The sequence below is a fragment of the Novosphingobium sp. SL115 genome (assembly GCF_026672515.1).
GTDB lineage: Bacteria > Pseudomonadota > Alphaproteobacteria > Sphingomonadales > Sphingomonadaceae > Novosphingobium.
This window is the reverse complement of record NZ_JAPPRG010000002.1, coordinates 1,937,967-1,964,933: the sequence shown is the minus strand read 5'-3', so window position 1 is coordinate 1,964,933 and position 26,967 is coordinate 1,937,967. Positions and strand designations below refer to the sequence as shown.

The window sequence follows — 26,967 nt, the reverse complement described above, 5'->3', positions numbered from 1 at the left end:
CGTCTGTTCCACGATGCCGGGGGACTTGTAGAGGTTCAGCTATAATAGTCCTGCAACGAACGCACTTCAAGTTCGGCAGAGCGCAGGGCTTCGATGGCTTCCACAGCCGCGACAGATGCTGCTGCCGTTGTGAAGTACGGCACCTTCGCGCCCAGCGCCGAAGCGCGGATCGATTGCGAGTCCTTGTGGCTCTGCCAGCCTTCGGTGGTGTTGAAAATCAACGCGATATCGCCGTCGATGATCCGGTCCACAATATGCGGACGCCCTTCGGCCACCTTGTTGACCCGTTCGACAATGACACCCGCATCGGTGAGATAGCGCGCCGTGCCGCCGGTTGCGACGATCTTGAAGCCCAGCCCGGCCAGCTTGCGCACGGCGGGAAGCACAATGGCCTTGTCCGTATCCTTGACCGAAACAAACAGCGTACCCGCCTGCGGCAGCACGGTGCCTGCACCCAACTGCGACTTGGCAAAGGCAACCGCAAAGGTGCTGTCGATGCCCATGACTTCACCGGTGGACTTCATTTCGGGCGACAGCACCGGATCGATGCCGGGGAACCGCGCGAACGGGAACACCGCTTCCTTGACCGCCATGTAGTCGATGTCGCGCTTGATCGCCGGCAGGTTGGCGATCTTTTCGCCCGCCATGATGCGGGCGGCAAACTTGGCAATCGGCTGACCGATGGCCTTGGCGACGAACGGCACCGTGCGGCTGGCGCGCGGGTTCACTTCGATCAGGTAGACTTCGTTGTCCTTGATCGCGAACTGGATGTTCATCAGGCCACGGACGTTCAACCCGCGTGCCAGAAGCACTGCCTGACGTTCCATTTCGGCAATGATTTCAGCCGACAGGCTATAAGGCGGCAGCGTGCAGGCGCTGTCGCCCGAATGGATCCCGGCTTCTTCGATGTGCTGAAGCACGCCCGCCACAACCACGTCATCACCATCGGCCAGCGCATCGACGTCGCATTCGATGGCATCGCGCAGATACTGGTCGATCAGCACCGGGCTGTCGCCCGACACCTGAACGGCGGTGGCGATGTAGTCGTCAAGCTGCGCCTGGCTGTCGACGATTTCCATGGCGCGACCACCCAGCACATAGCTGGGACGGATCAGCACGGGGTAACCGATGCGGCTGGCCACGGCGACGGCTTCGTCACGGCTGCGCGCGATGCCGTTCATCGGCTGCTTGAGGCCGAGTTTACCCACCAGCGCGGCAAAGCGTTCACGGTCTTCGGCAAGGTCTATGGAATCGGGCGACGTGCCAAGGATGGGGATGCCCGCATCCTGCAGCGCCTGCGCCAGCTTGAGCGGGGTCTGCCCGCCGAACTGCACGATCACGCCCACCAGTTCGCCGTTCGAGCGCTCGATATCGAGGATTTCGAGCACGTCTTCGGCGGTCAGCGGTTCGAAATAGAGGCGATCCGAGGTGTCATAGTCGGTCGACACGGTTTCGGGATTGCAGTTGACCATGATCGTTTCGAACCCGGCATCTTCGAGCGCGAAACAGGCGTGGCAGCAGCAATAGTCGAATTCGATGCCCTGCCCGATGCGGTTCGGGCCGCCGCCGAGAATGACGATCTTCTTGCGGTTCGAAGGCGCGGCTTCGTTTTCCGGTTCAGCGAACAGGCCGCCTTCATAGGTGGAATACATGTAAGGCGTCACCGCCTCGAATTCCGCTGCGCAGCTGTCGATCCGCTTGAACACCGGGCGCACGCCCAGCTTGTGACGCAGCTTGCGCACTTCGTCTTCGCTGGTGGCCCCGGCCATGGCGCGCAGCGCATCGTGCAGCAGGCCGGAACGCTTGGCCTGGGTTTCACCCATACCGCCCGCAACGCCGACCGAACGCACCGCCAGCGTGGCAAGGCGCTTGTCCGAAAAGCCCATGGCTTTCAGGCGGCGCAGGCCAGCCGCATCGTTGGGCAGACCATCGCTCTGGATCTTGCCTTCTTCTTCTATGATTTCAAAGATGTGGCGCAGGAACCATGGTTCGTACTTGGTGACGGCGTGAACGTCGTCCACCGAAAGACCTTCGCGGAAGGCCTGTGCGATCACCAGCAGGCGTTCGGGCGTGGCGCGCGAAAGCGCAGCGGTGATCTGGTCACGGCTGGCGCCTTCCAGTTCGACCACGCGGTTAAAGCCATCAAGCCCGGTTTCCAGCCCGCGCAGGGCCTTCTGCATCGATTCCTTGATATTGCGGCCAATCGCCATGACTTCGCCGACCGACTTCATCGCCGTGCCCAGCAGCGGTTCTGCGCCCTTGAACTTTTCAAAGGCGAAGCGCGGGATCTTGGTGACGACGTAATCGATGGTCGGTTCAAACGCGGCAGGCGTTGCACCGGTGATGTCGTTGGTGATTTCGTCCAGCGTGTAACCCACCGCCAGCTTGGCCGCGACTTTGGCAATCGGGAAGCCAGTGGCCTTTGATGCCAGCGCGGACGAGCGCGACACGCGCGGGTTCATTTCGATGACGATCAGGCGGCCATCGGCGGGATTGACCGCGAACTGCACGTTCGAACCACCGGTTTCCACGCCGATTTCACGGAGCACCGCGATCGATGCATTGCGCATGATCTGGTATTCCTTGTCGGTCAGCGTCAGCGCGGGCGCAACGGTGATGGAATCGCCGGTGTGGACGCCCATCGGATCGACGTTTTCGATGGAACAGATGATGATGCAGTTGTCGTTCTTGTCCCGAACGACCTCCATCTCGTATTCTTTCCAGCCGAGGAGCGATTCCTCGATCAGGACTTCGGTCGTCGGGCTGGCTTCAAGCCCGCCGCGCACGATCTTGACGAATTCTTCCTTGTTATAGGCAATGCCGCCGCCGGTGCCGCCCATGGTGAAGCTGGGGCGGATGATCGACGGAAGGCCGGTGCGCTCAAGAATCTCAAGCGCTTCGTCGATGGTGTGGGCCACACCCGACCGTGCCGATTCCAGCCCGATCTTGTCCATTGCCTCGCGGAAACGCTGACGGTCTTCGGCCTTGTCGATGGCATCGGCATCGGCACCGATCATCTGCACACCGAACTTTTCCAGCGTGCCATCGTTGAACAGCGCCAGCGCGGTGTTCAGCGCGGTCTGCCCGCCCATCGTCGGCAGCAGCGCATCGGGGCGCTCCTTCTCGATGATCTTGGCGACGACTTCGGGCGTGATCGGCTCGATATAGGTCGCATCGGCCATGTCCGGATCGGTCATGATCGTCGCGGGGTTCGAGTTGACCAGAATGATGCGATAGCCCTCTTCCTTGAGCGCCTTCACCGCCTGCGTGCCCGAATAATCGAACTCGCAAGCCTGGCCGATGATGATCGGCCCGGCGCCGATAATCAGGATCGAGGAGATGTCAGTGCGTTTGGGCATTATCGCTCTCGTGTTTCAGCCCCCGTCGCGTGTGGGTCGCGCCGGGGGAAGGAATACTCAGGGTCAATCGCTCAGCCGAGCGATGCTACAAATTTCTCGAACAGGTAGAAACTGTCCTGCGGTCCCGGCGAAGCCTCAGGGTGATATTGCACACCAAAGGCCTTCTTGCCCTTCACCGCAATCCCGCAGTTGGAACCGTCAAACAGCGAAACATGCGTTTCGATCACATTGTCGCCCAGCGCGCCGGGCGTGTTGTCCACTGCAAAGCCGTGGTTCATCGAGGTGATCTCGACCACGCCATCTTCCTTGCGCTGAACCGGGTGGTTCGCGCCGCGATGGCCCTGATGCATCTTGGTGGTGCGGGCACCGGCGGCGAGCGCGAGCATCTGGTGACCGAGGCAGATGCCGAAGATCGGTTTGTCCATTTCCAACAGCTTCTGGATCACCGGCACGGCATAAGCGCCGGTGGCGGCAGGATCGCCGGGGCCGTTCGACAGGAACACGCCATCGGGGTTGAGGCCGAGGATGGTTTCCAGCGAGGTTTCCGCCGGAACCACGGTGACGCTCGCCCCAGCCTTCACCAGATTGCGGAAGATGTTGTCCTTCGCGCCGAAATCCATGGCGACGACATGCGGGCGCGCATCGTGGGGGCTGCGGCCAAAGCCCTGCCCCAGATGCCAGACCGAACCTTCCCATGCTTCCTGCCCATCGCGGGTGACGACGCGGGCAAGGTCCATGCCTTCAAGGCCGGGCCAGGTGCGGGCGCGCTCGATCAGCGCGGGAATATCAAAGTTGCCCTTGGGATCGTGCGCGATGACGGCGTTGGGCGCGCCGGTCATGCGGATGCGGCGGGTCAGCGCGCGGGTGTCCAAACCGGCAATGCCGATCTTGCCGTGCTTTTCCATCCATTGCTGGAATGTGCCAGCAGAGCGGAAGTTGGCAGGGGCGGTCACATCTTCGCGCACCACGCAGCCGACAGCGCCGGGCACGCCATGGCTTTCCATGTCTTCGGCATTGGTGCCGACATTGCCGATGTGCGGGAAGGTAAAGGTGACGATCTGCGCCGCATAGGACGGATCGGTCATCACTTCCTGATAGCCGGTCATGGCAGTGTTGAAGCAGACTTCGCCCACGGCAGAACCGGTGGCACCAAAGCCGCGGCCCCACGCAACCGATCCGTCCGCAGTAACGAGGACTCCCGTAGCGCCGTCTGGTTGAGGCGCGTGCGAAAGTGCGGGGTCGGCCATGATATGGGGCGCTCCGTTGGAAAAGTTTCTGATGATGTCGCTAAGGGGCGGCAGCTAGACCTGCATGGCCGCAGCGTCAACCTAGCGATTTCGGAAAGTTTGGCCTACAGGCGGTCTTTCCCGCTTTTTCCGGCGGACAACCATCACAGGAAATACGTTTACATGATCCGCGATACGATCAAGGCCGCCCAGATTTCCGCCATGAAAGCTGGCGACAAGCCGCGTCTGGCCGCCGTTCGGCTTATCCTTGCCAAGCTGAAGGACAAGGACATCGAACTGCGCACGGCAACCACCGTGCCCGACGATGATGTGCTGGTCACCGACGTTCTGCAGAAAATGGCCAAGCAGCGCCGCGAATCGATCACCCTGTATGAACAGGGCGGACGGCAGGAGCTGGCCGACATCGAAAAGGCCGAAATGGCCGTGATCGAGGAATTCCTGCCCCAGCAGATGAGCGAAGACGACACCCGCGCCGCCATCGCCACGATCATCGCCGAAAGCGGAGCCGCAGGCATGAAGGACATGGGCAAGGTCGTGGCCGCGCTGAAAGCCAAGCATGGCACCCAGCTTGATATGAGCAAGGCCAGCGGTCTGGTTAAGGCGGCGCTGGCGGGGTGATTCAGCCATGAGCCTCACCCCGCAATGGCTGGACGAACTGCGTGCCCGCGTCTCCCTTTCAGGGTTGATCGGGCGTTCGGTGCGTGTGACCAAGGCGGGGCGGGAATTCAAGGCGTGCTGCCCGTTCCATAACGAGAAGACGCCCAGCTTCACGATCAACGACGAAAAGGGCTTTTATCACTGCTTCGGTTGCGGCGCCCATGGTGACGTGATCCGGTGGATGACCGATCATCAGGGCCTGCCGTTCATGGACGCGGTGAAGGAGCTGGCGGTGCAGGCCGGGATGGAAGTGCCCGCCCCTGATCCGCGTGCGGCGCGCGTGGCCGAACAGCAGAAGTCGCTGCACGACGTCATGGCGGCGGCGCAGGAATTTTTCGTGCGCAGTCTTGGCGAAGATCGTGGGGCCGAGGCGCGGCGCTATCTGGCATCGCGCGGGTTTCCTGACCGCATCGTGCGCGAATTCGGCTTTGGCTTTGCACCGGATAGCCGCACCGCGTTGAAGGAAGCGTTGTCAGCCTTCCCTGATGCCATGCTGATCGAGGCGGGCCTGCGGATCGTGGTGGAAGGCAAGGAGCCTTATGACCGCTTTCGCGGGCGGCTGATGCTGCCGATCCTTGATCCGCGCGGGCGGGTGATTGCCTTTGGCGGGCGTATCCTCAGCGCGGAAAAGACAGATGCCCCAAAATATCTGAACTCGCCCGACACGCCGCTGTTTGACAAGGGGCGCACGGTTTACAACCTGCACCGCGCCTCGCCCGCATCGCGCCAGGCGGGCCGGGTGGTGGTGGTTGAAGGCTATATGGACGTGGTGGCGCTGGCCGCTGCGGGTATTGGCGAAGGGGTGGCGCCGCTGGGCACGGCGCTGACCGAACACCAGATTGAACGGCTTTGGCGACTGGTGGAAACACCGACGCTGTGTTTCGATGGCGATGCGGCCGGGCAACGTGCGGCCATGCGCGCCATCACCCGCGCCCTGCCCTTGCTGCGCCCCGGCCACAGCTTGCGCATCGCCACCCTGCCCACCGGCATGGACCCCGACGATGTCATCAAGGCCCAGGGCGCAAAGGCGATGGAAGACCTTCTGGCAGGCGCGCGCAGTCTGGTCGACGTGTTGTGGGATGCTGAACGCGCTGCTGCGCCGCTCGATACACCAGAAGACAAGGCCGGGCTGAAAGCGCGGTTGCTGCAGCATTGCGAGACGATCCAGCATCCCGATATCAAGTCACTTTATCGCCGCGAACTGACCGAACGGTTTGGCGAACTGGCCTTTGCCCGCAAGGAGCGCGCGCCGTTTCAGCCCCGGCAGGGTGGTGGCGCGTCGCGCGGCAAAGGTCAGCCGTGGAAACCAGCCCCGCCGCCGCTGGGCGCGCAGGACAGGGCGAAGATGCTGAAAGTCGGCACCGGACAAAGCCAGTCCTTGCTGGCAGCCGTTCTGTCAGGCTTAATTCGGCATCCGCACGAAATTGCCCGCCACGCTGATGCGCTGGCACGCCTGCAGCCTGAAGATCCGGCAATGTGCGCGCTGATCGATGCCTTGCTGGTCGAATCGGCACAAGGCGCACTGCTTGAAACCACAGACCTTGCCCCCATATTGGCAGAACGGGAATTACGGCTCCCGTCGGCGGAAGATTGCGCCGGAATGCGATTCGGCTTTTTGACCGGTCATGGTGAACAGGCTTCGGACGAACTGGCCGAAGCAGTGGCCCTTCTGGTTGAACTGCCGGCCGTCGAAGTGGCGCTGGCAACAGCCACGCAACGCCATGAAGCGGAGTTTTCCGACGAAACTTTTGCTGAACAGCAACGATTGTTGCAGCGAAGGCTGGCATTGCTTGCCCGTTTGGGGCAGATGGGCCGTGCTCGTGCTTCGTTATAATTATAGCAAGCTCTTTGCGGAGCGCGACTCGAACTGGTGGTACCGGGGTTAAATGGCTTCGAACGATAAGACCGATAGCGGCGACGCTCCGCTGATTGACCTCAACGATGCATCGGTGAAAAAGCTGATCGCCCGCGCCAAGCGGCGCGGCATCATCACCTATGACGAGTTGAACGAGGCGCTGCCTCAGGACCAGATGTCTTCGGAACAGATCGAAGACATCATGGCCGCCATCTCGGAAATGGGCGTCAACATCGTCGAAAGTGACGAAGACGCCGTTGATCCTGAGGAAAAGGCGCAGGACGACGAGCTGGACGAGGCCGAAACGGTCGAAGATCGTCCCGACATCATCAAGCGCAAGGAAACGGTCGAACGGACCGACGACCCTGTGCGCATGTACCTGCGCGAAATGGGCGCGGTCGAACTGCTCAGCCGCGAGGGCGAAATCGCCATCGCCAAGCGCATCGAAGCCGGGCGCGACACGATGATTATGGGGCTGTGCGAAAGCCCGATCACCTTCCACGCCATCATCCAGTGGTCCGACGCGCTGAATGCGGGTGAAATGCAGCTGCGCGAGATTCTCGATCTCGACGCGATGCTTTCAAAGGAGCCACAGCCGGAAAACCTTTCCGAAGACGGTGAAGAAGCGGGCGAGCCGGAAATCAGCGAAGCCACCGCCGGGCCGACCTTCAAGGAAGAAGAAGACGTCGAAGAGGAAGAAACTCCTGACGACGAGGACGACGAGCTGCGCGAACGCCGCGCCCGTCCGGCCGAGGAAGAGGAAGAGGATAACACCCTCAGCCTTGCCCAGATGGAAGCCCAGCTCAAGCCTGCCGCGCTTGAACGCTTTGCCGAAATCACCGCACTGTTCCGCGCTTTCGAAAAGATTCAGGCTGACCGGCTGAATTCGCTGGGCGCAGGCAACGATTTTCCTGCCGCCAAGGAAACGCAGTATCAAAAGCTGCGCGAAGACCTGACCGCGCAAGTGGAATCGGTGCAGTTCCACGCATCGAAGATCGAATATCTGGTCGACAACCTCTACGCCTTCAACCGCCGGTTGACGACGCTGGGTGGCCAGATGCTGCGTCTGGCCGAACGCCACAAGGTGCCGCGCAAGGACTTCCTCGACATGTATGTCGGGCGCGAAATGGACGATGGCTGGTTGCAGGGCCTTGCCACCCGTGACAAAAAGTGGGCAGCCTTTGCTGCCAACGAACTGGTGCCGGTTGAACGCATTCGCGCCGAAATTTCGGACATCGCTTCGGCCACCGGCATGTCGCTGGGCGAATTCCGCCGTATTGTGAACATGGTCCAGAAGGGTGAACGCGAAGCGCGCATCGCCAAGAAGGAAATGGTCGAGGCGAACCTGCGTCTGGTGATCTCGATCGCCAAGAAATACACCAATCGCGGCCTGCAATTCCTTGATCTTATTCAGGAAGGCAACATTGGCCTGATGAAGGCGGTCGACAAGTTCGAATACCGCCGCGGTTACAAGTTCTCGACTTATGCCACCTGGTGGATCAGGCAGGCGATCACGCGATCCATCGCAGATCAGGCCCGCACCATCCGTATTCCGGTGCATATGATCGAAACGATCAACAAGCTGGTCCGCACCAGCCGTCAATTCCTGCACGAGCAAGGCCGCGAGCCGACGCCAGAGGAAATGGCCGAACGGCTTTCAATGCCGCTCGAAAAGGTGCGCAAGGTGATGAAGATCGCCAAGGAACCGATCTCCCTCGAAACGCCGATTGGCGACGAGGAAGATTCGCATCTGGGCGACTTCATCGAAGACAAGAACGCGATCATTCCGGTGGACGCGGCGATTCAGGCCAACCTCAAGGAAACGGTCACCCGCGTCCTTGCCAGCCTCACCCCGCGCGAAGAACGTGTGCTGCGCATGCGTTTCGGCATCGGCATGAACACCGATCACACGCTGGAAGAAGTCGGCCAGCAGTTCTCGGTCACGCGCGAACGTATCCGCCAGATCGAAGCGAAGGCGCTGCGCAAGCTCAAGCACCCATCGCGGTCGCGCAAGATGCGCTCATTCCTCGATCAGTAAGCGTCGAGGCAAGGCAAACAGGAAAAGGGCGGCGGGACTTCGGTTTCGCCGCCCTTTTCCTGTTTCAGTCCACCCGGTAAACCGACAGGCGCACCGTATTGCCCACTTTGCCGCCGCGCGCGATGAACAGCGCGCGGTTTACCCAGCCATAAGTCGCGTGGCCGGTTTCCAGCCGGATTGCGGTGCGCATGTAATATTCCGCCGGATCGACCTGTTCGCCGCCCGCAATGCGCGCGTGTACTTCGGCAGAGGCATGGCGCACGCCCTGACTGATAACCTCGATCACCGCGCCGTCCGTCGTTTCGATGGCATAGCGGGCATCCAGATCGGCAATGCCGCCTGTCAGCACCGTCTGCCAATCGGCCCCGATGGGCAGGATGCGGCCAGACAGCAGCGTGCCACTGGCGCTGCCACCGACAATCGGGATGATACGCCGCGTGCCCGTGGGACATTCCCCCATTTCGTGCGGTCTGGAAAGTTCGACCACAAGGTCAGTGGCGTGAGTGAGCGCAATGGTCATGCCGTCACCTTCGCCACTTTCGCGCCCTGTGCAATCGTGCGCGGCGCAGCGTTCAGGCGATCCTTGGCGAACCCTGCCGCCTGCTGATAGGCCAGCATGAAAGCGCGCCGGTCTTCCGCCGGGATCACATCATCGATGTTATCGAACTGTCCCCCACAGCGGTCATCCACCATGTTGAGCAGACCGAACGGCCCTGCCCCGCGATTGCGCATGGCTACCTGCCCCACCGGACCGCAAAACTCTTCGTCAAACGCCTTGAGCGCGGCAGGCGTAACGCCGCGCTCCAGCATGAGCCGCCCGATGATTCGTGCATCCATGATCGCCTGTGATGCGCCATTCGATCCTGTGGGATACATCGGATGCGCCGCATCGCCCATCAATGCCACCGCACCGTCGATCCACGTTGGCAGCGGATCGCGGTCGATCATCGGGTTTTCATAAGCCACGTCTGACTTGGCGAGCAGTTCAGGCAGGTTCAGCCAGTCATAGACGAAGCCGTCGAATTCATGCGCGAACTCGGCCATTTCCACCGGCCGGAACCAGCCGGATTTGGTCCAGTCATGGTCGGTGTCATACGTCTGTTCGGCAATCCAGTTGATGTCGCACAGGCCATCGGCATCGGGATGAGATATGGGGTAAAGCACCACGCGATGGCGGCTGGTGCCAAGGCCCACGAACGAAGACCCGGTGCGGATCGGCACGCCCTTGGCCGTGCCGCGCCACATGATCGTGCCGCCCCAATGGATCGGCGGCTGGGCGGGATGCATCTGCGCGCGGATCGACGAATGAATGCCATCAGCGCCAAACAGCAGCGTGCCCGCCACCTCATCCGTGCCGCCAGTCGCTTTCTCCACCAGCACGGTGACAGTGCCGTCGGCTTCGTTGCGATACCCGGTAACCTTGTGGCCCAGTCGCACCGCATCCGGTCCCAGTCGCTCAATCACCGTGCGATAGAGCATCAGGTGAAATTCGCCGCGATGGACTGCATACTGGTGCCAGTTATAGCCTGCCAGCTTGCCACGCGGTTCGGAGTATATCTCGCGCCCATTCAGGCCGACCAGCGCCCATTCGCGCGCCGGAATGCCCACCGCATCCATCTCGGCCTCGCCGATGCCAAGATCTTCCAGTTCACGCACCGCATTGGGCTGCAGATTGATGCCCACGCCTAGCGGCTTCAGATCGCGCACGCTTTCAAACACGGTGCAGGAAACGCCGATCTGGTGCAGCGTCAGCGCCAGCACCAGCCCTCCGATGCCGCCTCCGGCAATCAGCACATGTTCCTGCGGCATCGTATCTGTCTTTCCGTCCGTGATCGTATTTTGCGCAGGCGCGCTTACCTGCGCCCGCCCCGGCTGGCAATTGTCGGCACCCCGGAATCGGCCTGATGAAAGCCCACATCTGTTATGATTGGCCCAAAGGGGCAGATTTCCGCGCGCGATTTGCGGTGGCTTCATTGGTCCCAAGAGCCTATGGGGCCGCGAACGAATCCCGTAAAATGGCAGTCGAAACGGACATCATGCGCATTGCAATCGCTTCCGATCACGCCGCCGTCGACCTTAAGGCGACCCTGCGCGAATACCTGATCGGCCTCGGTCACGAGGTTGCCGACCTTGGCCCTGAAACCGCTGACCGGGTGGATTACCCGGACTATGGCTACGCCCTCGCCTCGGTCGTGGCCGAAGGCATTGCCGAATATGGCGTGGCGCTGTGCGGATCGGGCATCGGCATTTCGGTGGCGGTCAATCGCAACCCTGCCTGCCGCTGCGCGCTGGTGTCCGAACCACTGTCCGCTGCCCTTGCGCGCGAACATAACGACGCCAACGTGATTGCCATGGGCGCACGCCTGACGGGCGAGGATATGGCCAAGGCCTGCCTCGACGCATTTCTTTCCACTGAATTCGGCGGTGGTCGCCATGCTGGCCGCGTCGAAAAGCTTTCCAATCCCGCATTCTGAAGGAGCCATTTGAGATGACCACTGCCACCGCAGCGCCGGAAATCCGCAAGGCCGGCTTCTTCACCGAACATCTGGAAAGCGCCGACGCAGAAGTCTTCGCCGCGATCCGGGGTGAATTGAAGCGCCAGCAGACCAAGATCGAACTGATCGCGTCTGAAAACATCACCAGCCTTGCCGTGCTGGAAGCGACCGGTTCGGTCTTCACCAACAAGTATGCTGAAGGCTATCCGGGCAAGCGCTATTACGGTGGCTGCGAATATGCCGACGTGGTAGAAACGCTGGCGATTGAACGCGCCAAGCAACTGTTCGGCTGCCAGTTCGCCAATGTGCAGCCCAATTCGGGCAGCCAGATGAACCAGGCCGTGTTCCTTGCCCTGCTACAGCCGGGCGACAGCTTCATGGGCCTCGACCTCAATTCGGGTGGCCACCTGACCCACGGCTCGCCTGTGAACATGAGCGGGAAGTGGTTCAAGCCCATCCCCTATGGCGTGCGCGAAGACGATCACCTGATCGACATGGAAGAGGTTGCCCGCCTTGCCCGCGAAAACAAGCCCAAGCTGATTATCGCTGGCGGCACCGCCTATTCGCGCGTGTGGGACTTTGAAGCCTTCCGCAAGATCGCGGACGAAGTGGGCGCATGGCTGCTGGTCGATATGTCGCACTTCTCCGGCCTTGTCGCCGGTGGCGCGCACCCTTCGCCCTTCCCCCATGCCCACGTCGTCACCACCACGACGCACAAGTCGCTGCGCGGCCCGCGTTCAGGCGTGATCCTGACCAACGACGAAGACATCGCCAAGAAGGTCAACATGGCGGTGTTCCCCGGTATGCAGGGCGGCCCGCTGGTCCACGTCATCGCGGCCAAGGCGGTTGCCTTTGGCGAAGCGCTGCGTCCTGAATTCAAGGCCTATGCGGCGCAAGTCGTCGCAAACGCCCGCGCGCTGGCCGAAGCGGTCAAGGCTGCTGGCCTGTCGGTCGTTTCGGGCGGCACCGACAACCACCTGATGCTGGTGGACCTGTCGGCCAAGGACGTGACTGGCAAGGCTGCTGAAAAGGGCCTCGACCGCGCATGGCTCACCTGCAACAAGAACGGCGTTCCGTTCGACAAGCGCTCGCCCTTCGTCACGTCGGGCATTCGCCTTGGCACGCCCGCAGGCACCACGCGCGGTTTCCGTGAAGAAGAGTTCCGCATTATTGGTGCGCTGATTGGTGAAGTGGTCGATGGCCTTGCTCGCAATGGCGATGAAGGCGATGGTCAGATCGAACAGCGCGTGCGCGACCGTGTGGCCGACCTTTGCGCGCAGTTCCCGATCTATCCGGAGCTGTAAGCCTATGAACGACCGTGATGATATCGCCGCCCGTGCCAAGCAGGAAATCACCGGCATGGCAAAGCAGGGCATGGCCCACCCGTCGACCAAGCCGGTGCTGACCGGCATGGCCGTCGGTGCGGTGGCAGGCGCGGTGCTTCCGGTCGTCTCCATCCCGCTGGGCCTTGCCGTGGGCGCAGGCTTTGCCTTGTGGCAGCGGATCAAACGATAAGCTGATGCGTTGCCCGTTCTGCGCCCATGACAACAGCCAGGTAAAAGACAGCCGGCCGAGCGAGGATAACACCTCGATCCGCCGGCGGCGCCAATGCGAAGGCTGCGGCGCACGCTTCACCACGTTCGAACGTGTGCAACTGCGCGAAGTTCTGGTGGTGAAAAGCGGAGAACGGCGCGAACCGTTTGATCGTAGCAAAATCGAACAATCCGTCTCGCTCGCCTGTCGCAAACGGCCGGTGGCACAGGAGCGGCTAGATCAGCTTGTATCCGGCATCCAGCGCCAGATCGAAACCATGGGCGATGCCGAAGTGCCATCCAAAGCGATTGGCGAAATGGTTATGGAAGGCCTGCGCCAGTTGGACAGCGTGGCCTATATCCGCTTCGCCAGCGTCTATCGCGACTTTGCAGAAGCGCGCGACTTTGAAGAATTCGCCAGCAGCGTGCAGGAAGTCAGCGGCATCGAGGCGGGCAAGAAGTGAGCGACGATAACGGCGCAGCCCTGCGCCAGCCGGTAATCGTGCTGGTGCGTCCACAACTGGGTGAGAATATCGGCAAGGCCGCGCGCGCCATGCTGAACTTCGGCCTTACCGAAATGCGGCTCGTCTCCCCGCGCGATGGCTGGCCCAATCCTTCTGCTGGTCCCGCTGCCGCAGGCGCGGACGTAGTGCTGGAAAACGCGCAGGTGTTTGAAACGCTGGCCGATGCCGTGTCCGATTGCGCGCACGTCTATGCCACCACGGTGCGCAAGCGCGGTGTGACCAAGCCTGTGCTGACGCCCGAACAGGCTGCCAAGGATATCGTGACTGCCAACGGGCGCAGCGCGATCATTTTCGGGCCTGAACGGTCGGGGCTGGAAACCGATGACGTGGCGCTGGCCCGCGCCATCGTGACCGTGCCGATCAACCCGGAATTCGGCTCGCTCAATCTGGCGCAGGCAGTAATTCTGTGCGCCTATGAATGGTCCAAACATGCCGATCTGGTGCAACCAACGGTAGAAGACATCCTCCCCCCTGCCCCGCAGGAGGATTTTGAGGGCATGTTCGAACAATTGAGCGCGCTGCTGGAACCGCGCGGTTATTTCGAGCCGGAAAGCCGCGCCACAGCCACACGCCGCACTTTGCGCACCATGCTGACCAAACCGGGCTGGAACCATCTGGAAATCCGCACCCTGCGCGGCGTGCTCAGCGCGTTGAGACGCAAGCCGGGGTCAAAACCGGGCGACGAATCGCGCGGCTAATCGCGCATCACGCGCTGCTGCATGATCGCCTGATCGCGCATTGCCGCAGACGCATCGAACATCCGGTCCCAGAAATCTGCGACCAGACTGACCGGAATGCCCAGCTCAAACGCTTTGCGCCGAATCGCTGTAAGCGACTGGCGACGCATATCGTCATCATGCGCGCTCGCCTCGCCATGGTGTCGTGCAAACGCAAACCGCTGGGAAAGAAGGATCAATATCTGTTGATCGATATCGTCCACACCGCCAGAAGCGCTGTCCTGCGGATCAAAAAGGTCTGTACTGGGCGGGCTGATGTGCATCGTTTTCGATTGCAGCCCAGATTGCCTGCGCTGTCTATGGCAGGTGCCCTTGACAATGCACGAAATCTCTGTTCTTGGCCGCGCTTCGCAATTGGCTCCGCACTCCCGGTGAAGCGGCGGCCGCATCAGGTATCAGGCCTGATGGTGCGGTTCCGGGACCAGAAGCACCAGCGCATTTGCTGGCGCAATGCAAATTGAAGGAATGCAGCGCATGTCGAAGCGCAAAGCATCAAAGTACAAAATTGACCGTCGCCTTGGCGAAAACATCTGGGGTCGTCCCAAGTCGTCGGTAAACCGTCGTTCGTATGGTCCCGGCCAGCACGGCCAGCGCCGCAAAAGCAAGGTTTCGGACTTCGGTCTGCAGCTCCGCGCCAAGCAGAAGCTCAAGGGCTACTACGGCGACGTGACCGAAAAGCAGTTCAAGCGCACCTACCAGGAAGCGTCGAAGATGAAGGGCGATACCGGTCAGAACCTGATCGGCCTGCTCGAACAGCGTCTGGACATGGTCGTGTATCGCGCCAAGTTCGCGCCGACCATCTTCTCGGCCCGTCAGGTCGTTTCGCACGGTCACATCTACGTCAACGGCGTGAAGTGCAACATCGCGTCGCGTCGCGTTCGCCCCGGCGACGTGGTCAGCCTTGGCAAGAAGGCCAAGGAAATGGCTCTCATCGCTGAAGCGCAGACCCTGCCTGAGCGTGAAGTTCCCGATTATGTTGCCGCTGATGGCGACAAGGTCACCTTCACCCGCGTTCCGACGCTGGACGAAGTGCCCTATCCGGTGAAGATGGAACCGAATCTGGTCGTCGAATTCTATTCGCGCTGATCCTGTCGGATTCGTTACGGATACGCAGAAAAGGCGGGGCGCAAGCTCCGCCTTTTTCGTATCTGTTTCCGTGCGGTAAAGTTTTGTTTTGGATGCGAATTTTGCGATGAAATTTGCGTCATGTCAGGGAACCGTCGCACAGCGCAGCGATTGAGAGGGCATGCCTCTCTATCGCTTCCTCACCCCGCACCGCACCGGCAAATGGTATCCCGATCTGATAACGGCACAGCGTCAGGCCGTCGCCATCGGCGCCGGGTTCTTTGATGAACGCAGCGGCAAATTCTATCCCTATCGGGAAACGCGGCTCGAAATTGACCAATCGGATTTCGAAAACGATCCGCAGGGCATCGCTGCCTAACGCGCGAAATAATCCCGTCGGAAATCAGCCGCAAAGGCCGCAAAACGCCCCTCGGCAATCGCCGCGCGCATTCCAGCCATAAGCTCCTGATAGAACCACAGGTTATGCTCGGTCAGCAGCATTGCCCCCAGCATTTCGCCCGACTTCTGCAAGTGGTTGAGATAAGCGCGGCTGTATTTCTGACAGGTCGGGCATGGGCAGCGTTCATCCAGCGGCCCCATATCCTCGGCATGGCGGGCATTGCGCATGTTCAGCGGGCCATTCCACGTAAACGCCTGACCATTGCGGCCCGATCGCGTCGGCAGCACGCAATCGAACATGTCCACCCCGCGCTCCACCGCGCCCACCAGATCGTCAGGCTTGCCCACACCCATCAAATAGCGCGGGCGGTCAGCGGGCAATTGCGACGGCGCAAAGTCCAGCGTGGCGAACATCGCCTCCTGCCCTTCGCCCACGGCCAGACCGCCAATGGCATAGCCGTCAAAACCCACATCGATCAGCGCATCGGCGCTCGCCTTGCGCAAACCTTCGTCCAGCGCGCCCTGCTGAATGCCGAACAGCGCCGAACGCGCCGCATGGTCTTTGCCTGAATCGAACGCATCGCGGCTGCGCTTGGCCCAGCGCATCGACATTTCCATCGATTTGGCAATGGCGTCGCGTGGTTGGTCAGCACGAGGGCATTCGTCAAAGCACATCACGATGTCCGACCCCAGCAACCGCTGGATCTCCATCGATCGTTCAGGGCTTAACATATGCCGCGAACCATCCAGATGGCTGGCAAAGGTCACGCCTTCTTCGGTAATCTTGCGCAGGTCCGAAAGGCTCATCACCTGATAGCCGCCGCTATCGGTCAGGATCGGGCGGTCCCAGCCCATGAACTTGTGCAGGCCACCCAGCCGCGCCACCCGTTCGGCACCGGGGCGCAGCATCAGGTGGTAGGTGTTGCCCAGGATGATGTCGGCGCCCGCTGCCCGCACATCCTCCACCTTCATCGCCTTGACCGTGGCCGCCGTGCCCACCGGCATGAACGCGGGTGTGCGAATGTCTCCGCGCATCATGCGGATCGTACCGGTGCGGGCTTTGCCGTCAGTTGCATGGATATCGAAGGCGAAACGGGTCATTGCGCGGAAAAACTCGATAAAAGGGAGTTGCGGCCCTTAGGCGCAATCGCCAAACGGCGCAAATGATCGAACCTGCAAACCTCGACCTGTGGTTTTATCCCGCGCTCACGCTGCTTGCCGTGTTTACCGGCTTTATCGATGCGGTGGCGGGCGGTGGTGGCCTTGTGATGATGCCGGTCCTGCTGACCACTGGCCTTCCCCCGCATGTGGTGCTGGGCACCAACAAGGTGCAGTCGATGTGCGGCACCGCCATGGCCACATGGCGCTATCACAAGGCGGGCCTGTTCAGCTTCCGCACCAGCGCGCCCACCGCTGCCGTCGTGTTCATCGGCGCGCTGGCAGGTTCGCTTGCCATCCAGCATCTCAGCGCCGATGTGCTGAAACTGGTGGTGCCGGTGCTGTTGATCGCGGTCGCGCTTTACACCGTGTTCTCCCCGAACATGAGCGATCAGGACCGCCATGGACACCTTGGCGAAAAGGGCTATATGCCGGTCGGCGCGGGCGTGGGCTTTTATGACGGGTTCTTCGGTCCCGGCGCAGGCCAGTTCTTCGCAACCACGCTGGTTGGCCTGCGCGGCCTTGGCCTTACGCGCGCCACAGGCCTGACCAAATACCTCAACGTCGTCAGCAATCTTGCCAGCGTGATCGTGTTCACCGTAGGCGGGCAGGCGATGTGGATTCTGGGCCTGTGCATGGGCGCAGGCGCCATGACTGGCGCATGGATCGGTTCGCACTTCGCCACGCGCTTTGGCGCCAAGATGATCCGCCCGCTGCTGGTGGTTGTCAGCATTGGCTTGACGCTACGCCTCGTCTGGGGCTGGTTTGCCGCTTAAACGCTCCATACCAGCGGAAGCGCGGTGCAGGCCCCGACGTTACCGCCTTTCATCGCCACCGGTTTTCCGAGGTCAAGCGAGACGGTCGGCATGCGCGTCAGCCATTCGCGCAGGAACACGATCACTTCCATCCGCGCCAATCCCGCCCCGACACAGCGATGCACGCCAACGCCCATCGTGGTGTGCCGGATCGGGGTAAGGTCACGGTCGAAGCGCACCTCTTCCGGCGCATCAAAGCTGGCCGGATCAAGATTGTGCAGCACGCTGGGCAGGTAAACCAGATCGCCCTTGCGGATGGTCACCCCATCCACCTCGACATCGGCCACCGCATTGCGGCTGACCGCTACGGTGGGATAACGGCGCATCAGTTCGTCGGCCGCTGCCGGAATCAGATCGGGCTGGTCGCGCAGCAATTGCTGGTCAGCCGGGTACCGCGCCAGATGCAGCGCCACCATGCCAATCATCGCCGCCACCGTGTCCAGCCCGCCAAACAGCAGGTTGCGGCACATCCGCCGCGCTTCATCCACGCTCCACGGCCTGCCCATGACCGGTTCGGCCAGAATGCGGCTGAACAGATCGTCGCCGGGGTTGGCCATGCGCTTTTCGATAAACGGCCACAGATAATCATCCGCGGCCTGCTTCAGCTGCTCCACCGTCATGGAACCATCAGGCCGGGTCAGTTGCACACCCAGTTGGCGCAAGCGCGGGCGATCTTCCAGCGGCACGTCGATCAAGGTCAAAAAGATGTTCAGCGGCAGGATTTCGGCAAAATCCGCCACGAAATCGCAGCGCCCCTGCGGCCGTAAGCCATCGATCAGCTCGCGCGCCACCTCGGCCACTTTCGGTTCAAGGGCCACCACGAAGCGCGATGCCAGCCCTTTCATCACCGACATGCGAAAGGCCTTATGCTCCGCCCCATCTTGCTGCAGCGGAATGAACTGCATCACTTCGCCCAGCCCCGGCGTCACCGCCAGACATTCGCTGGAAAGGCGCTCCGCATCGGCCCACAGGCCGCGCACCACATCGCCGCGCGCGGCAATCCAGTGCCCGCCATTGGCCGTGGTCCACACCAGACCCGGCCCACCCAGCAGCGTCTTCCATGCAGCAAAGAAATCGTGCTCGACACCGGGCGGATTGAACAGATCGAAATCCACAACCCGATCTGCCGGAACATGTGCCGGAACCATACGCCATCCTCTCGCCAATCTTTGCGCGAAGGCTAACGGTCTGGCACCGAACGCAAACTCCCACTTATGGCAGGAGCAGGCTGGAATCACCGTAGGAATAGAAGCGATAGCCCTGCGCGATGGCATGGGCATAGACCTGCTGCATCCGCTCCAGCCCCATCAGCGCACTGACCAGCATGAACAGCGTGGACTTGGGCAGGTGGAAATTGGTCATCAGCCCATCGATGGCGCGGAATTTGTAGCCGGGCGTGATGAAGATCGCGGTGTCACCATCGAACGGGCGGATCAACCTATCCTCGCCAGCCGCGCTTTCCAGCAGGCGCAGCGATGTGGTGCCCACTGCGATCACCCGATTCCCGCCGGCACGGACGGCGTTGAGGCGGTCCGCCGTTGCGGCATCGATCCGGCCCCATTCGGCGTGCATCTGATGGTCGGCAGTGTCGTCCGCCTTGACCGGCAGGAACGTGCCCGCGCCCACATGCAGCGTCAGCGTTTCGGTCTTCACCCCTGCCTGCGCCAGCGCGGCGATCAGGTTAGGCGTAAAGTGCAGCGCAGCGGTCGGCGCGGCAACGGCCCCGTCCTTTGCCGCGAACATGGTCTGGTAATCCTCGCGGTCCTGCGCGTCGGTCGGGCGCTTCCCCGCGATATAGGGTGGCAGCGGCATGCGCCCTGCCCGCTCCAACAGGACTTCCACCGGCTCGTCCCCCGGAAAGAACAGGGTCCAGCTTCCGTCCGCATGGCGCTGTTCGGCCATGGCTGAAACGCCTGCGCCAAATTCAATCACGTCATCGGTTCGCAATCGCTTGGCATTGCGAATGAAGGCCTGCCAGCGGCGCAGGTCGATCCGCTTGTGCAGCGTCGCGCCAATCCGCGCTTCACCCCGCTGGCCTTCCAGTTGCGCCGGGATCACCCGCGTATCGTTGAATACCAGCACATCGCCCGCGTTCAGCAGCGATGGCAGATCGCGCACGATCAGGTCACCCAGCGGCCCTTCACGGCCCACATTTAGCAGTCGCGCCGAATCGCGCGGCCGGGCAGGCCGCAGGGCGATATTTTCGGGCGGCAATTCAAAGTCGAACAGATCTACGCGCATTCGCGCGCCCTAGCGGGAAATCTCGTTCAGTTCGACCGCGAATTGCTCAACATGTCAGCCGAAATCTGTGGCGCGGCAGCTGGCGCTGGCGGCGGCGGCACCGGCTTGTCGTCCGATGCAATCGACGCCTGCACGATCTTGGTCGGATTCGCAGGCGGTTCGCCGCGCGTGATGGCGTCGACAAAATCCATGCCCGCGATCACACGGCCAAAGTTGGTGTATTTGTGGTCCAGCGCGAAACGCGGATAGAACACGATGAAGAACTGGCTGTTGGCCGTGTTCGGTTCATTCGTGCGCGCCATCGAAACCGTGCCGCGCAAATGCGGGATCGCGTTGAATTCTGCTGTCAGATCCGGCAGTTGCGAACCGCCCTGCCCGGTACCCGTGGGATCGCCGGTCTGCGCCATGAAGCCTTCGATCACGCGGTGAAAGATCACCCCGTTGTAGAAGCCCTGCCGGGCCAGCGTCTTGATCCGTTCAACATGCGCGGGCGCCCACTGCGGCATCAACCGGATCGCAACGCGCCCGCCGTTCGAAAGATCGAGCAGCAGAATATTTTCGCGGTCATGCGTCTGGTCGGCATCGACCACATAAGGCAGCGCGGCCTGCTGCGGAGTCAGGCTTTCCTTCTTGTCCTGCGCAAGCGCGGGCGATGCGATCAGGGCGGTGCCAAGCGCAAGAGCGGTGACGAAACGCGATACCATGGGACAGTGGAACTCCGAATAGATCATGCGCCGATAGGCGCGTCGCGCTGTCGCTGCAATGAACGATTGCCGATATGTGTCTGCTCAATAGTCGCCGAGACGACCAATCTTGTCGACGCGCGCTGCAACCTCATCGCGGATCGTCGGGGTCACAAAGTCGGTAATATCGCCGCCGAACAGCGCGATTTCCTTGACCAGCTTCGATGCGATCGGCTGCAGGCTGACGTCGGCCATCAGGAATACCGTCTCGATTTCGGCATCAAGCTGCTGGTTCATGCCTGCCATCTGGTATTCATATTCAAAGTCAGCCACCGCGCGCAGCCCCCGCACGATCACGCTGGCCCCCTGCCGCCGCGCAAACTTCATCAGCAGCGCGTTGAATCCCACGACCTCGACATTGTCGATGCCCTGTTCGGCCACTTCGCGCGCCACCATGTCCATCCGCTCTTCGGGCGTAAACATGGGGTTCTTCGAAGGATTGGTGGTCACCCCGATAATCAGCTTGTCGACCAGCTTTGCGCCGCGCCGGATGATATCGAGATGGCCCAGCGTGATCGGGTCAAAAGTGCCCGGATAAACGCCGATACGTTCCGCCATCAATGGTTCCTCTCCACGATGAAGCGCGCCAGTTCGCGCAGGAGATCCGCTTCGGGACCATAGCTGGCAAGATGTTGCACGGCCTGCTCCACCAGCATCCGTGCCTGTTCGCGCGCACGATCGGCGCCCAGCAGCGACAGGAAGGTTTCCTTGCCCTGCCGCTCATCCTTGCGCAACGCCTTGCCTGCCGCCGCCTCGTCACCTTCGGCGTCCAGCAGGTCATCGGCAATCTGGAACGCAAGGCCGATATCGCGGGCATAGCCGCGCAGATGGGTGCGGCCTTCGGGCGGAGCCTTGCCCAGAATTGCGCCCATTTCCACCGCCGCACCCAGCAATGCGCCGGTCTTCAACTGCTGCAACCGGGTTACGGTTTGCAGATCGAAGCTGGATGTTTCGGCCACGATGTCCATCATCTGGCCACCGCACATGCCGTTCATCCCGCTGGCCGTGGCCAACGCGCGGATCAGTTCGATTCGCGTAAAAGGATCGCCGCTGGTCACCGGGTCGGACAGCAGTTCAAACGCGAAATCGTGCAGCGCATCGCCTGCCAGAACGGCGGCGGCATCGTCGAACGCCAAATGCACCGTCGGCTTGCCGTGACGCAGCCCATCATCATCCATGCACGGCAGATCGTCATGGATCAGCGAATAGACGTGGATCGCTTCGATCGCCGTGCCCACCCGCACGGCGGAATCGCGCGAAACGCCAAAAAGGCCAGCCGTTGCGCAAACCAGCAGGGGGCGCACACGCTTGCCTCCACCTATCGCGGCATAGCGCATCGCTTCCACCAGCCGGTCACGCGCATCGCCCGGTAGCGGCAACAGCAGATCGAAACTGCGGTCGATATCCTCTGCGATGGCTTTGAGCGCGTCCTTCAGCAATCCGGGTTCAACCGACATGTCCCGCTCCGTTCAACCCGCGGTTTCGTCGAATGACCGCAAAGCCTGCGGCTTGCCGTCACGGTCGGCCACAATCGCCTCGATTCGGGCCTGCGCTGCATCAAGCCGTGCCTGACAGTGCTGCCGCAAAGCATCGCCGCGCGCATACAGTTGGATCGATTCATCCAGCGGCGCTTCCCCGCTTTCGAGACGCCTGACGACGTTCTCCAGTTCCTTCAGGGCCTCTTCAAACGTGAAGCCCGCGATATCCGGCATGGTTCCCATTGAGGCAGCATTGACGGTGCGCGGGGGCCGGGTCAAGCTTCGATGAACAAGTGACAGAGAGGGACGAAAGGGCATGCAGATCGTAATCGCCTATGTCGCGACGGCCGTGGTGTTCGGCGCGCTTGATGCGCTCTGGCTCGGCTGGGCAGGAAAGGCGCTTTACCGCCCTGCGCTGGGCAATCTCCTTGCGGCAAACTTTCGGCCAGCGCCGGCATTGGTGTTCTACGCCTGCTACATCGCTGGTATCGTATGGTTTGCCATCCGCCCCGGCCTGTCACAATCCGATCCGTCGCAAGCCTTGGCAACCGCCGCGCTCAACGGCGCGCTACTGGGGGCCTTGTGCTACATGACCTATGATCTCACCAGTCAGGCGGTGATGGCGCGCTGGCCCGTGCATATCACCGTTATCGACATTGCCTGGGGCACGTTTGCCACCGCGCTTGCCGCAACTCTTGCCACTTGGGTCGCGCAAAGATTCGCAGGCTGAAATGCCTCATCGGGACTAGCCCTTTTGCGCGTGCATCGCTAAGGCGCGGCGCATGTCTCAGATCACCGCCGATATCGTCGCCGCCCATGGGCTGTCCGAGGAAGAATACCAGCGCGTCCTCAACGCGCTTGGGCGTGAACCGAACCTTGTCGAACTCGGCATCTTTTCGGTCATGTGGTCAGAGCATTGCTCCTACAAATCCAGCCGCCTTCACCTGAAGAAACTGCCAACTTCGGCCCCGTGGGTCATCTGCGGCCCCGGTGAAAACGCGGGCGTCATCGACATTGGCGATGGGCAGGCCGCCATCTTCAAGATGGAAAGCCACAACCACCCCAGCTACATCGAACCCTATCAGGGTGCGGCAACCGGCGTTGGCGGCATTCTGCGCGACGTGTTCACCATGGGCGCACGCCCGGTAGCGAACATGAACGCGCTGCGCTTTGGCCGTCCCGATCACCCCAAGATGAAGCATCTGGTGCAGGGTGTGGTTGCGGGCATTGGCGGTTATGGCAACTGCGTCGGCGTGCCGACCGTGGGGGGGGAAACCAACTTCCACCCCGCCTATGACGGCAACATCCTTGTCAACGCGATGACCGTTGGCGTGGCTGATACCGACAAGATCTTCTACTCTGCGGCAACCGGCCTTGGTAACCCCATCGTCTATGTCGGGTCGAAGACCGGGCGTGACGGCATCCATGGCGCCACCATGGCCAGCGCCGATTTTGGCGAGGATTCCGAAGCCAAGCGCCCCACGGTGCAGGTCGGCGACCCCTTCACCGAAAAGCTGCTGATCGAAGCCTGCCTCGAACTGATGGCGACTGACGCCATCGTGGCGATTCAGGACATGGGCGCAGCGGGCCTTACCTCGTCCTCGGTCGAAATGGCCACCAACGGCAAGGCCGGCATCATCCTCAACATGGACAATGTGCCCTGCCGTGAAGAGGGCATGACCCCTTATGAAATGATGCTGTCGGAAAGCCAGGAGCGTATGCTCATGGTGCTGAAGCCCGGCAAGGAAGCCATGGCCGAAGCCATCTTCAAGAAGTGGGAACTCGACTTTGCCGTAATCGGTGAAGTGACCGACACCGGCCACATGGTCCTGACCTTCGAAGGCGAAGTGGTGTGCGATATTCCGCTTGGGCCTTTGGCCGAAGACGCGCCGCTCTATGATCGCCCCTCGCTCAACCTTGCCGATTACAAGGCATGGGCCAATGTCGCGCCGGTGGGCAACGTGGCAGAAAGCGCCGATCTCGGCGCAGATCTGGTCAAGCTGATCGGCTGCCCCGATCTTGCCAACCGCCGCTGGATTTTCGAACAATACGATTCGCAGGTCGGCGCGGACACCTTGCAAAAGTCGGGCGGTGACGCCGCCGTCGTGCGCATCCACGGCAGCAAGAAAGCGCTGGCGATGAGCACGGATTGCAGCCCGCGCTATTGCTATGCCGACCCTTACGAAGGCGGCAAGCAGGCCGTCGCCGAAACGTGGCGCAACATCTGCGCGGTCGGTGCGCGTCCGCTCGCCATCACCAACTGCCTCAACTTCGCCAACCCGCAGCGCCCCGAAATCATGGCGCAGATCGTTCAGGCGCTGAACGGCATGGGCGATGCCTGCCGCGCGCTGGATTATCCCATCGTGTCGGGCAACGTCTCGCTCTACAACGAATCGAAGGCGACCGGCGGCGGCTCAGCCATTCTGCCCACGCCCGCCATCGGCGGTGTCGGCCTGATGCTCGACCATGATGTGATGACCACGGTGGCATTCAAGACCGATGGCGACGCCATCTGGCTCGTCGGTGGCGAAGGCACCCACCTTGGCCAGTCGCTTTACCTGCGCGAAATCCATGGCCGCGAAGCGGGCGATGCCCCTGCGGTCGATCTGGCACTGGAACGCAAGAACGGCGAACAGGTGCGCGAATGGATCGCAGGCGGCAAGCTCACCGCCGTTCACGACATTTCGGACGGCGGCCTGCTCGTCGCGCTCGCCGAAATGGCGCTGGCCGGAAACAAGGGCTGCGCGCTGGACGTGACGCTCGATACGGCAGCAGCCTTCGGTGAAGACCAATCGCGCTACATCGTCACCACCGCTGCGGGCGAAGTGCTGGAAGGCGCAACCCGCATCGGCACGGTCGGCGGATCGCAGGTTGCAGGCATCGAAGTGGCGGCCCTGCGCGAAGCCAACGAAGCCTTCTTCCGCGACTGGATGGAAGGCTAACCATAAGGCCCTGAGGCCATGCAACCTTGGAAACTGCGCCCCCGCGAAGACGGGGGCATCAATCCGGGTAGCGCTTGATCGAATAAGGCCCCCGCCTTCGCGGGGGCACAAAACGTAAATCCAGCAGCGCCTAAATCACGCCGCCAGTTTGGCGTTTTTGCCCAACAGGTCATAGGGATCGACCCCGATATCCTGCCAGATGGCATGGGCCTTACGGTAATGCCCCGGAGGCGTGATATTCAGCTTGCGTCGCACTTCATCAATGGGCAGCGGCAGCAGTTCGGTAATCGCTTGTTCGCACAGGCGCGGGCAGGCCTTGCCCAGTTTCTGCCCCTCACGCACGGCCTTCAACACAGGTGCGGTTCCGCGCGTCTGCTTGCGGATGTTCAGCCCGGCCATATACCCGATGAACAGATGCGCAGGACTGGGCTGCTGGCTATACGTGAACGCCAACACGCAAGCCTCGCCCAGCGCATCGCGGCCATAACCGGTCAGGACATGCAACAGGTCATGCACATCGCGCATCCGGTTAAGATACCAGGTGAACTGGTCATCGAACTTTTCGTGCTTGCTGGCAAACTTCTCGAACTCGTCCACCAACCCTTGCGCGCTCAACCCTTCACGCTCCATGAAATCGCAATAGGCGTGTGCCAGCGATCCTTCGGGCATCCGCCGCAGCGCTTCATGGTCATCGAGAATCGCCGGAAGCCATGGCTCGCGCGCACGCAAAGCCTGCCCCCGTTCGGTCCGCAGAAACCGCTCCGCTGACGAACGCAGGTTGCGCCACGGCAGCGATTCAAAAATGTGGAACACCTCTTCGGTGTTTTCCTTGTCTTTCAGCAGGTTCTGAAAATGCCGCCACGCCTTTGCCGGGCGCAGGCGCAATTCTGGCCGTCGCTCGTCATAAATGGGAAGGTCGGCCTGCAACGCGCCGGTCATGGCATTCACAGCAATTCTCCCAGCAATACCGTTCCGCCCACACCTACTAACATTTATGTAAATTGTTCGTCAATCCACCGTGCGGAACACTTTTATCCGCTACCCTGCCCGTGTTAGGTACCGTAAAAAAGGGGAGATGCGGCATGGCGGCGAAAAAATGGCCAGTGGCGCTGGCACTGGTTGCGGGAACGCTGGCGCTGATGGCGGGGCTAATCACAGGCGGGTACGCCCTTGAGGGCTGGCAACTTGCCGCGCGCTGGACCGCGCGCATCGGCTTTCCGATCTTTCTGACCGCCTACCTCGGCTCATCGCTTGTTCGCCTCGCACCTGCGCCATGGAGCCGCGCGCTGATCCGTGACCGGCGCTGGTGGGGGCTTGGCTTTGCCACCAGCCACACCATCCACCTTTTCGCGCTCATCATGGCGGTGCGCCTCAGCCCCGAACCGCGCACTGTGGCATCGCTTGTACCAGGCGGGATCGCCTATCTGTTCATCTTCGCGATGGCAGCCACATCCAATCAGGCCGCGATGCGCGCCTTGGGCCACAACTGGAAACGCCTGCACACCACCGGCATCCATGTAATCTGGCTGATCTTCACGCTGGCCTATGCCAAGCGCATTCCCGATATGGAAACCCGCATAATCGGCATCACCATGACCGCTCTGGCCCTCGCCGCCTTGTCCATCCGCGTGCTGGCCCGTCGCCAACGCCCGTCTGCCTTGGCGGCCTAAGCTCCCGGCTGA

The 26,967-nt window shown here is 61.7% G+C and carries 27 protein-coding genes; 14 read left to right on the top strand and 13 right to left on the bottom strand.

Annotated elements, in window-relative coordinates; translation table 11 throughout:
• Positions 1-35: 35 nt before the first annotated feature.
• A complete protein-coding gene (carB, locus tag OVA07_RS11010; RefSeq protein ID WP_268171464.1) occupies positions 36-3,359 on the bottom strand; it encodes a carbamoyl-phosphate synthase large subunit in 3,324 nt (1,107 codons plus the stop codon).
• A 71-nt stretch (positions 3,360-3,430) separates the two neighbouring features.
• Positions 3,431-4,606 (bottom strand): glutamine-hydrolyzing carbamoyl-phosphate synthase small subunit, encoded by a 1,176-nt coding sequence (gene carA, locus OVA07_RS11005; protein WP_268171463.1) that lies wholly within the window; start codon positions 4,604-4,606, stop codon positions 3,431-3,433.
• 162 nt (positions 4,607-4,768) lie between these two features.
• Here carA and OVA07_RS11000 point away from each other — a divergent pair, with 162 nt between their 5' ends.
• From OVA07_RS11000 to rpoD, 3 genes are read left to right on the top strand one after another with little or no spacing between them, the layout of a single operon-like run.
• Entirely contained in the window at positions 4,769-5,224 is a 456-nt protein-coding gene (locus tag OVA07_RS11000; RefSeq protein ID WP_268171462.1) for a GatB/YqeY domain-containing protein, read from the top strand.
• A 7-nt stretch (positions 5,225-5,231) separates the two neighbouring features.
• Positions 5,232-7,097 (top strand): DNA primase, encoded by a 1,866-nt coding sequence (dnaG, locus tag OVA07_RS10995; protein WP_268171461.1) that lies wholly within the window; start codon positions 5,232-5,234, stop codon positions 7,095-7,097.
• Positions 7,098-7,149: 52 nt separating this feature from the next.
• Positions 7,150-9,156, top strand: a complete 2,007-nt coding sequence (gene rpoD / locus OVA07_RS10990; protein WP_268171460.1) for an RNA polymerase sigma factor RpoD — start codon at positions 7,150-7,152, stop codon at positions 9,154-9,156.
• A 64-nt stretch (positions 9,157-9,220) separates the two neighbouring features.
• Here the strand turns inward: rpoD and OVA07_RS10985 are convergent, their stop codons facing one another.
• Positions 9,221-9,676 carry a DUF3237 domain-containing protein gene (locus OVA07_RS10985; protein WP_268171459.1) on the bottom strand — a complete coding sequence of 152 codons (456 nt, stop codon included), beginning with the start codon at positions 9,674-9,676 and terminating at the stop codon, positions 9,221-9,223.
• Positions 9,673-10,965 (bottom strand): flavin-dependent oxidoreductase, encoded by a 1,293-nt coding sequence (locus tag OVA07_RS10980; RefSeq protein ID WP_268171458.1) that lies wholly within the window; start codon positions 10,963-10,965, stop codon positions 9,673-9,675. Before OVA07_RS10980 ends, OVA07_RS10985 begins: the two co-directional genes overlap by 4 nt.
• 227 nt (positions 10,966-11,192) lie before the next feature.
• Here OVA07_RS10980 and rpiB point away from each other — a divergent pair, with 227 nt between their 5' ends.
• Genes rpiB through OVA07_RS10955 form a run of 5 tightly spaced genes read left to right on the top strand, consistent with a single transcriptional unit; the run spans position 11,193 to position 14,405 of the window.
• Positions 11,193-11,630: a ribose 5-phosphate isomerase B gene (gene rpiB, locus OVA07_RS10975; RefSeq protein ID WP_268172686.1), complete on the top strand. Its 438-nt coding sequence runs from the start codon at positions 11,193-11,195 to the stop codon at positions 11,628-11,630.
• A gap of 14 nt (positions 11,631-11,644) precedes the next feature.
• Entirely contained in the window at positions 11,645-12,955 is a 1,311-nt protein-coding gene (glyA, locus tag OVA07_RS10970; protein ID WP_268171457.1) for a serine hydroxymethyltransferase, read from the top strand.
• Between the two features lie 4 nt (positions 12,956-12,959).
• The gene (locus tag OVA07_RS10965; RefSeq protein ID WP_268171456.1) at positions 12,960-13,166 is read left to right on the top strand and encodes a hypothetical protein; all 207 of its coding nucleotides are present in this window, start codon (positions 12,960-12,962) and stop codon (positions 13,164-13,166) included.
• Between the two features lie 4 nt (positions 13,167-13,170).
• On the top strand, positions 13,171-13,647 hold the full coding sequence (nrdR, locus tag OVA07_RS10960; RefSeq protein WP_268171455.1) for a transcriptional regulator NrdR: 477 nt from the start codon (positions 13,171-13,173) through the stop codon (positions 13,645-13,647).
• Positions 13,644-14,405, top strand: coding sequence for an RNA methyltransferase (locus OVA07_RS10955; RefSeq protein ID WP_268171454.1), 762 nt, complete (start codon positions 13,644-13,646; stop codon positions 14,403-14,405). The genes nrdR and OVA07_RS10955 overlap by 4 nt, the downstream gene beginning before the upstream one ends.
• On the opposite strand, the gene OVA07_RS10950 is transcribed toward OVA07_RS10955, so the two are convergent.
• Positions 14,402-14,707 (bottom strand): chorismate mutase, encoded by a 306-nt coding sequence (locus OVA07_RS10950; protein ID WP_268171453.1) that lies wholly within the window; start codon positions 14,705-14,707, stop codon positions 14,402-14,404. The genes OVA07_RS10955 and OVA07_RS10950 overlap by 4 nt on opposite strands.
• 211 nt (positions 14,708-14,918) lie before the next feature.
• On the opposite strand from OVA07_RS10950, the gene rpsD reads away from it, so the two are divergent.
• Together rpsD and OVA07_RS10940 are read left to right on the top strand one after the other, a co-directional pair.
• On the top strand, positions 14,919-15,530 hold the full coding sequence (gene rpsD / locus OVA07_RS10945) for a 30S ribosomal protein S4 (RefSeq protein WP_268171452.1): 612 nt from the start codon (positions 14,919-14,921) through the stop codon (positions 15,528-15,530).
• A gap of 160 nt (positions 15,531-15,690) precedes the next feature.
• A complete protein-coding gene (locus OVA07_RS10940) occupies positions 15,691-15,888 on the top strand; it encodes a hypothetical protein (RefSeq protein ID WP_268171451.1) in 198 nt (65 codons plus the stop codon).
• On the opposite strand, the gene tgt is transcribed toward OVA07_RS10940, so the two are convergent.
• Positions 15,885-17,009: a tRNA guanosine(34) transglycosylase Tgt gene (tgt, locus tag OVA07_RS10935; protein WP_268171450.1), complete on the bottom strand. Its 1,125-nt coding sequence runs from the start codon at positions 17,007-17,009 to the stop codon at positions 15,885-15,887. The two genes, OVA07_RS10940 and tgt, sit on opposite strands and share 4 nt — an antisense overlap.
• A 62-nt stretch (positions 17,010-17,071) precedes the next feature.
• Between tgt and OVA07_RS10930 the strand changes: the two genes are divergently transcribed.
• The gene (locus OVA07_RS10930) at positions 17,072-17,842 is read left to right on the top strand and encodes a TSUP family transporter (protein WP_268171449.1); all 771 of its coding nucleotides are present in this window, start codon (positions 17,072-17,074) and stop codon (positions 17,840-17,842) included.
• On the opposite strand, the gene OVA07_RS10925 is transcribed toward OVA07_RS10930, so the two are convergent.
• From OVA07_RS10925 to OVA07_RS10900, 6 genes are all read right to left on the bottom strand, one after another.
• Positions 17,839-19,029 carry a cytochrome P450 gene (locus OVA07_RS10925; RefSeq protein ID WP_268171448.1) on the bottom strand — a complete coding sequence of 397 codons (1,191 nt, stop codon included), beginning with the start codon at positions 19,027-19,029 and terminating at the stop codon, positions 17,839-17,841. The two genes, OVA07_RS10930 and OVA07_RS10925, sit on opposite strands and share 4 nt — an antisense overlap.
• 64 nt (positions 19,030-19,093) lie before the next feature.
• Complete coding sequence (gene queA / locus OVA07_RS10920; RefSeq protein WP_268171447.1) at positions 19,094-20,122, bottom strand: tRNA preQ1(34) S-adenosylmethionine ribosyltransferase-isomerase QueA; 1,029 nt, start codon at positions 20,120-20,122, stop codon at positions 19,094-19,096.
• Positions 20,123-20,148: 26 nt separating this feature from the next.
• Positions 20,149-20,826 (bottom strand): peptidylprolyl isomerase, encoded by a 678-nt coding sequence (locus OVA07_RS10915; protein ID WP_268171446.1) that lies wholly within the window; start codon positions 20,824-20,826, stop codon positions 20,149-20,151.
• An 84-nt stretch (positions 20,827-20,910) separates the two neighbouring features.
• The gene (coaD, locus tag OVA07_RS10910) at positions 20,911-21,423 is read right to left on the bottom strand and encodes a pantetheine-phosphate adenylyltransferase (RefSeq protein WP_268171445.1); all 513 of its coding nucleotides are present in this window, start codon (positions 21,421-21,423) and stop codon (positions 20,911-20,913) included.
• The gene (locus tag OVA07_RS10905) at positions 21,423-22,322 is read right to left on the bottom strand and encodes a polyprenyl synthetase family protein (protein WP_268171444.1); all 900 of its coding nucleotides are present in this window, start codon (positions 22,320-22,322) and stop codon (positions 21,423-21,425) included. Before OVA07_RS10905 ends, coaD begins: the two co-directional genes overlap by 1 nt.
• Before the next feature lie 12 nt (positions 22,323-22,334).
• Positions 22,335-22,586: an exodeoxyribonuclease VII small subunit gene (locus OVA07_RS10900; RefSeq protein WP_268171443.1), complete on the bottom strand. Its 252-nt coding sequence runs from the start codon at positions 22,584-22,586 to the stop codon at positions 22,335-22,337.
• A 73-nt stretch (positions 22,587-22,659) separates the two neighbouring features.
• Here OVA07_RS10900 and OVA07_RS10895 point away from each other — a divergent pair, with 73 nt between their 5' ends.
• Both OVA07_RS10895 and purL read left to right on the top strand, forming a co-directional pair.
• Entirely contained in the window at positions 22,660-23,073 is a 414-nt protein-coding gene (locus tag OVA07_RS10895; RefSeq protein WP_268171442.1) for a DUF2177 family protein, read from the top strand.
• Between the two features lie 52 nt (positions 23,074-23,125).
• Entirely contained in the window at positions 23,126-25,285 is a 2,160-nt protein-coding gene (gene purL, locus OVA07_RS10890) for a phosphoribosylformylglycinamidine synthase subunit PurL (RefSeq protein WP_268171441.1), read from the top strand.
• A gap of 135 nt (positions 25,286-25,420) precedes the next feature.
• On the opposite strand, the gene OVA07_RS10885 is transcribed toward purL, so the two are convergent.
• A complete protein-coding gene (locus OVA07_RS10885; RefSeq protein ID WP_268172685.1) occupies positions 25,421-26,224 on the bottom strand; it encodes a Coq4 family protein in 804 nt (267 codons plus the stop codon).
• Positions 26,225-26,367: 143 nt separating this feature from the next.
• Here OVA07_RS10885 and OVA07_RS10880 point away from each other — a divergent pair, with 143 nt between their 5' ends.
• Positions 26,368-26,955: a hypothetical protein gene (locus OVA07_RS10880; protein ID WP_268171440.1), complete on the top strand. Its 588-nt coding sequence runs from the start codon at positions 26,368-26,370 to the stop codon at positions 26,953-26,955.
• Positions 26,956-26,967 lie beyond the last annotated feature (12 nt).

What these genes read in the sequence shown, in the direction of transcription:
- OVA07_RS10880 (WP_268171440.1), top strand. Translation starts at nt 26,368, where the DNA reads ATGGCGGCGAAAAAATGGCCAGTGGCGCTGGCACTGGTTGCGGGAACG.
- coaD (WP_268171445.1), bottom strand. Translation starts at nt 21,423, where the DNA reads ATGGCGGAACGTATCGGCGTTTATCCGGGCACTTTTGACCCGATCACG.
- dnaG (WP_268171461.1), top strand. Translation starts at nt 5,232, where the DNA reads ATGAGCCTCACCCCGCAATGGCTGGACGAACTGCGTGCCCGCGTCTCC.
- OVA07_RS11000 (WP_268171462.1), top strand. Translation starts at nt 4,769, where the DNA reads ATGATCCGCGATACGATCAAGGCCGCCCAGATTTCCGCCATGAAAGCT.
- OVA07_RS10915 (WP_268171446.1), bottom strand. Translation starts at nt 20,826, where the DNA reads ATGGTATCGCGTTTCGTCACCGCTCTTGCGCTTGGCACCGCCCTGATC.
- OVA07_RS10900 (WP_268171443.1), bottom strand. Translation starts at nt 22,586, where the DNA reads ATGGGAACCATGCCGGATATCGCGGGCTTCACGTTTGAAGAGGCCCTG.
- OVA07_RS10980 (WP_268171458.1), bottom strand. Translation starts at nt 10,965, where the DNA reads ATGCCGCAGGAACATGTGCTGATTGCCGGAGGCGGCATCGGAGGGCTG.
- OVA07_RS10925 (WP_268171448.1), bottom strand. Translation starts at nt 19,029, where the DNA reads ATGGTTCCGGCACATGTTCCGGCAGATCGGGTTGTGGATTTCGATCTG.
- nrdR (WP_268171455.1), top strand. Translation starts at nt 13,171, where the DNA reads ATGCGTTGCCCGTTCTGCGCCCATGACAACAGCCAGGTAAAAGACAGC.
- tgt (WP_268171450.1), bottom strand. Translation starts at nt 17,009, where the DNA reads ATGACCCGTTTCGCCTTCGATATCCATGCAACTGACGGCAAAGCCCGC.
- OVA07_RS10930 (WP_268171449.1), top strand. Translation starts at nt 17,072, where the DNA reads ATGATCGAACCTGCAAACCTCGACCTGTGGTTTTATCCCGCGCTCACG.
- carA (WP_268171463.1), bottom strand. Translation starts at nt 4,606, where the DNA reads ATGGCCGACCCCGCACTTTCGCACGCGCCTCAACCAGACGGCGCTACG.
- OVA07_RS10895 (WP_268171442.1), top strand. Translation starts at nt 22,660, where the DNA reads ATGCAGATCGTAATCGCCTATGTCGCGACGGCCGTGGTGTTCGGCGCG.
- OVA07_RS10940 (WP_268171451.1), top strand. Translation starts at nt 15,691, where the DNA reads ATGCCTCTCTATCGCTTCCTCACCCCGCACCGCACCGGCAAATGGTAT.
- OVA07_RS10965 (WP_268171456.1), top strand. Translation starts at nt 12,960, where the DNA reads ATGAACGACCGTGATGATATCGCCGCCCGTGCCAAGCAGGAAATCACC.
- purL (WP_268171441.1), top strand. Translation starts at nt 23,126, where the DNA reads ATGTCTCAGATCACCGCCGATATCGTCGCCGCCCATGGGCTGTCCGAG.
- rpsD (WP_268171452.1), top strand. Translation starts at nt 14,919, where the DNA reads ATGTCGAAGCGCAAAGCATCAAAGTACAAAATTGACCGTCGCCTTGGC.
- OVA07_RS10950 (WP_268171453.1), bottom strand. Translation starts at nt 14,707, where the DNA reads ATGCACATCAGCCCGCCCAGTACAGACCTTTTTGATCCGCAGGACAGC.
- OVA07_RS10985 (WP_268171459.1), bottom strand. Translation starts at nt 9,676, where the DNA reads ATGACCATTGCGCTCACTCACGCCACTGACCTTGTGGTCGAACTTTCC.
- OVA07_RS10905 (WP_268171444.1), bottom strand. Translation starts at nt 22,322, where the DNA reads ATGTCGGTTGAACCCGGATTGCTGAAGGACGCGCTCAAAGCCATCGCA.
- OVA07_RS10885 (WP_268172685.1), bottom strand. Translation starts at nt 26,224, where the DNA reads ATGACCGGCGCGTTGCAGGCCGACCTTCCCATTTATGACGAGCGACGG.
- glyA (WP_268171457.1), top strand. Translation starts at nt 11,645, where the DNA reads ATGACCACTGCCACCGCAGCGCCGGAAATCCGCAAGGCCGGCTTCTTC.
- carB (WP_268171464.1), bottom strand. Translation starts at nt 3,359, where the DNA reads ATGCCCAAACGCACTGACATCTCCTCGATCCTGATTATCGGCGCCGGG.
- rpoD (WP_268171460.1), top strand. Translation starts at nt 7,150, where the DNA reads ATGGCTTCGAACGATAAGACCGATAGCGGCGACGCTCCGCTGATTGAC.
- queA (WP_268171447.1), bottom strand. Translation starts at nt 20,122, where the DNA reads ATGCGCGTAGATCTGTTCGACTTTGAATTGCCGCCCGAAAATATCGCC.
- rpiB (WP_268172686.1), top strand. Translation starts at nt 11,193, where the DNA reads ATGCGCATTGCAATCGCTTCCGATCACGCCGCCGTCGACCTTAAGGCG.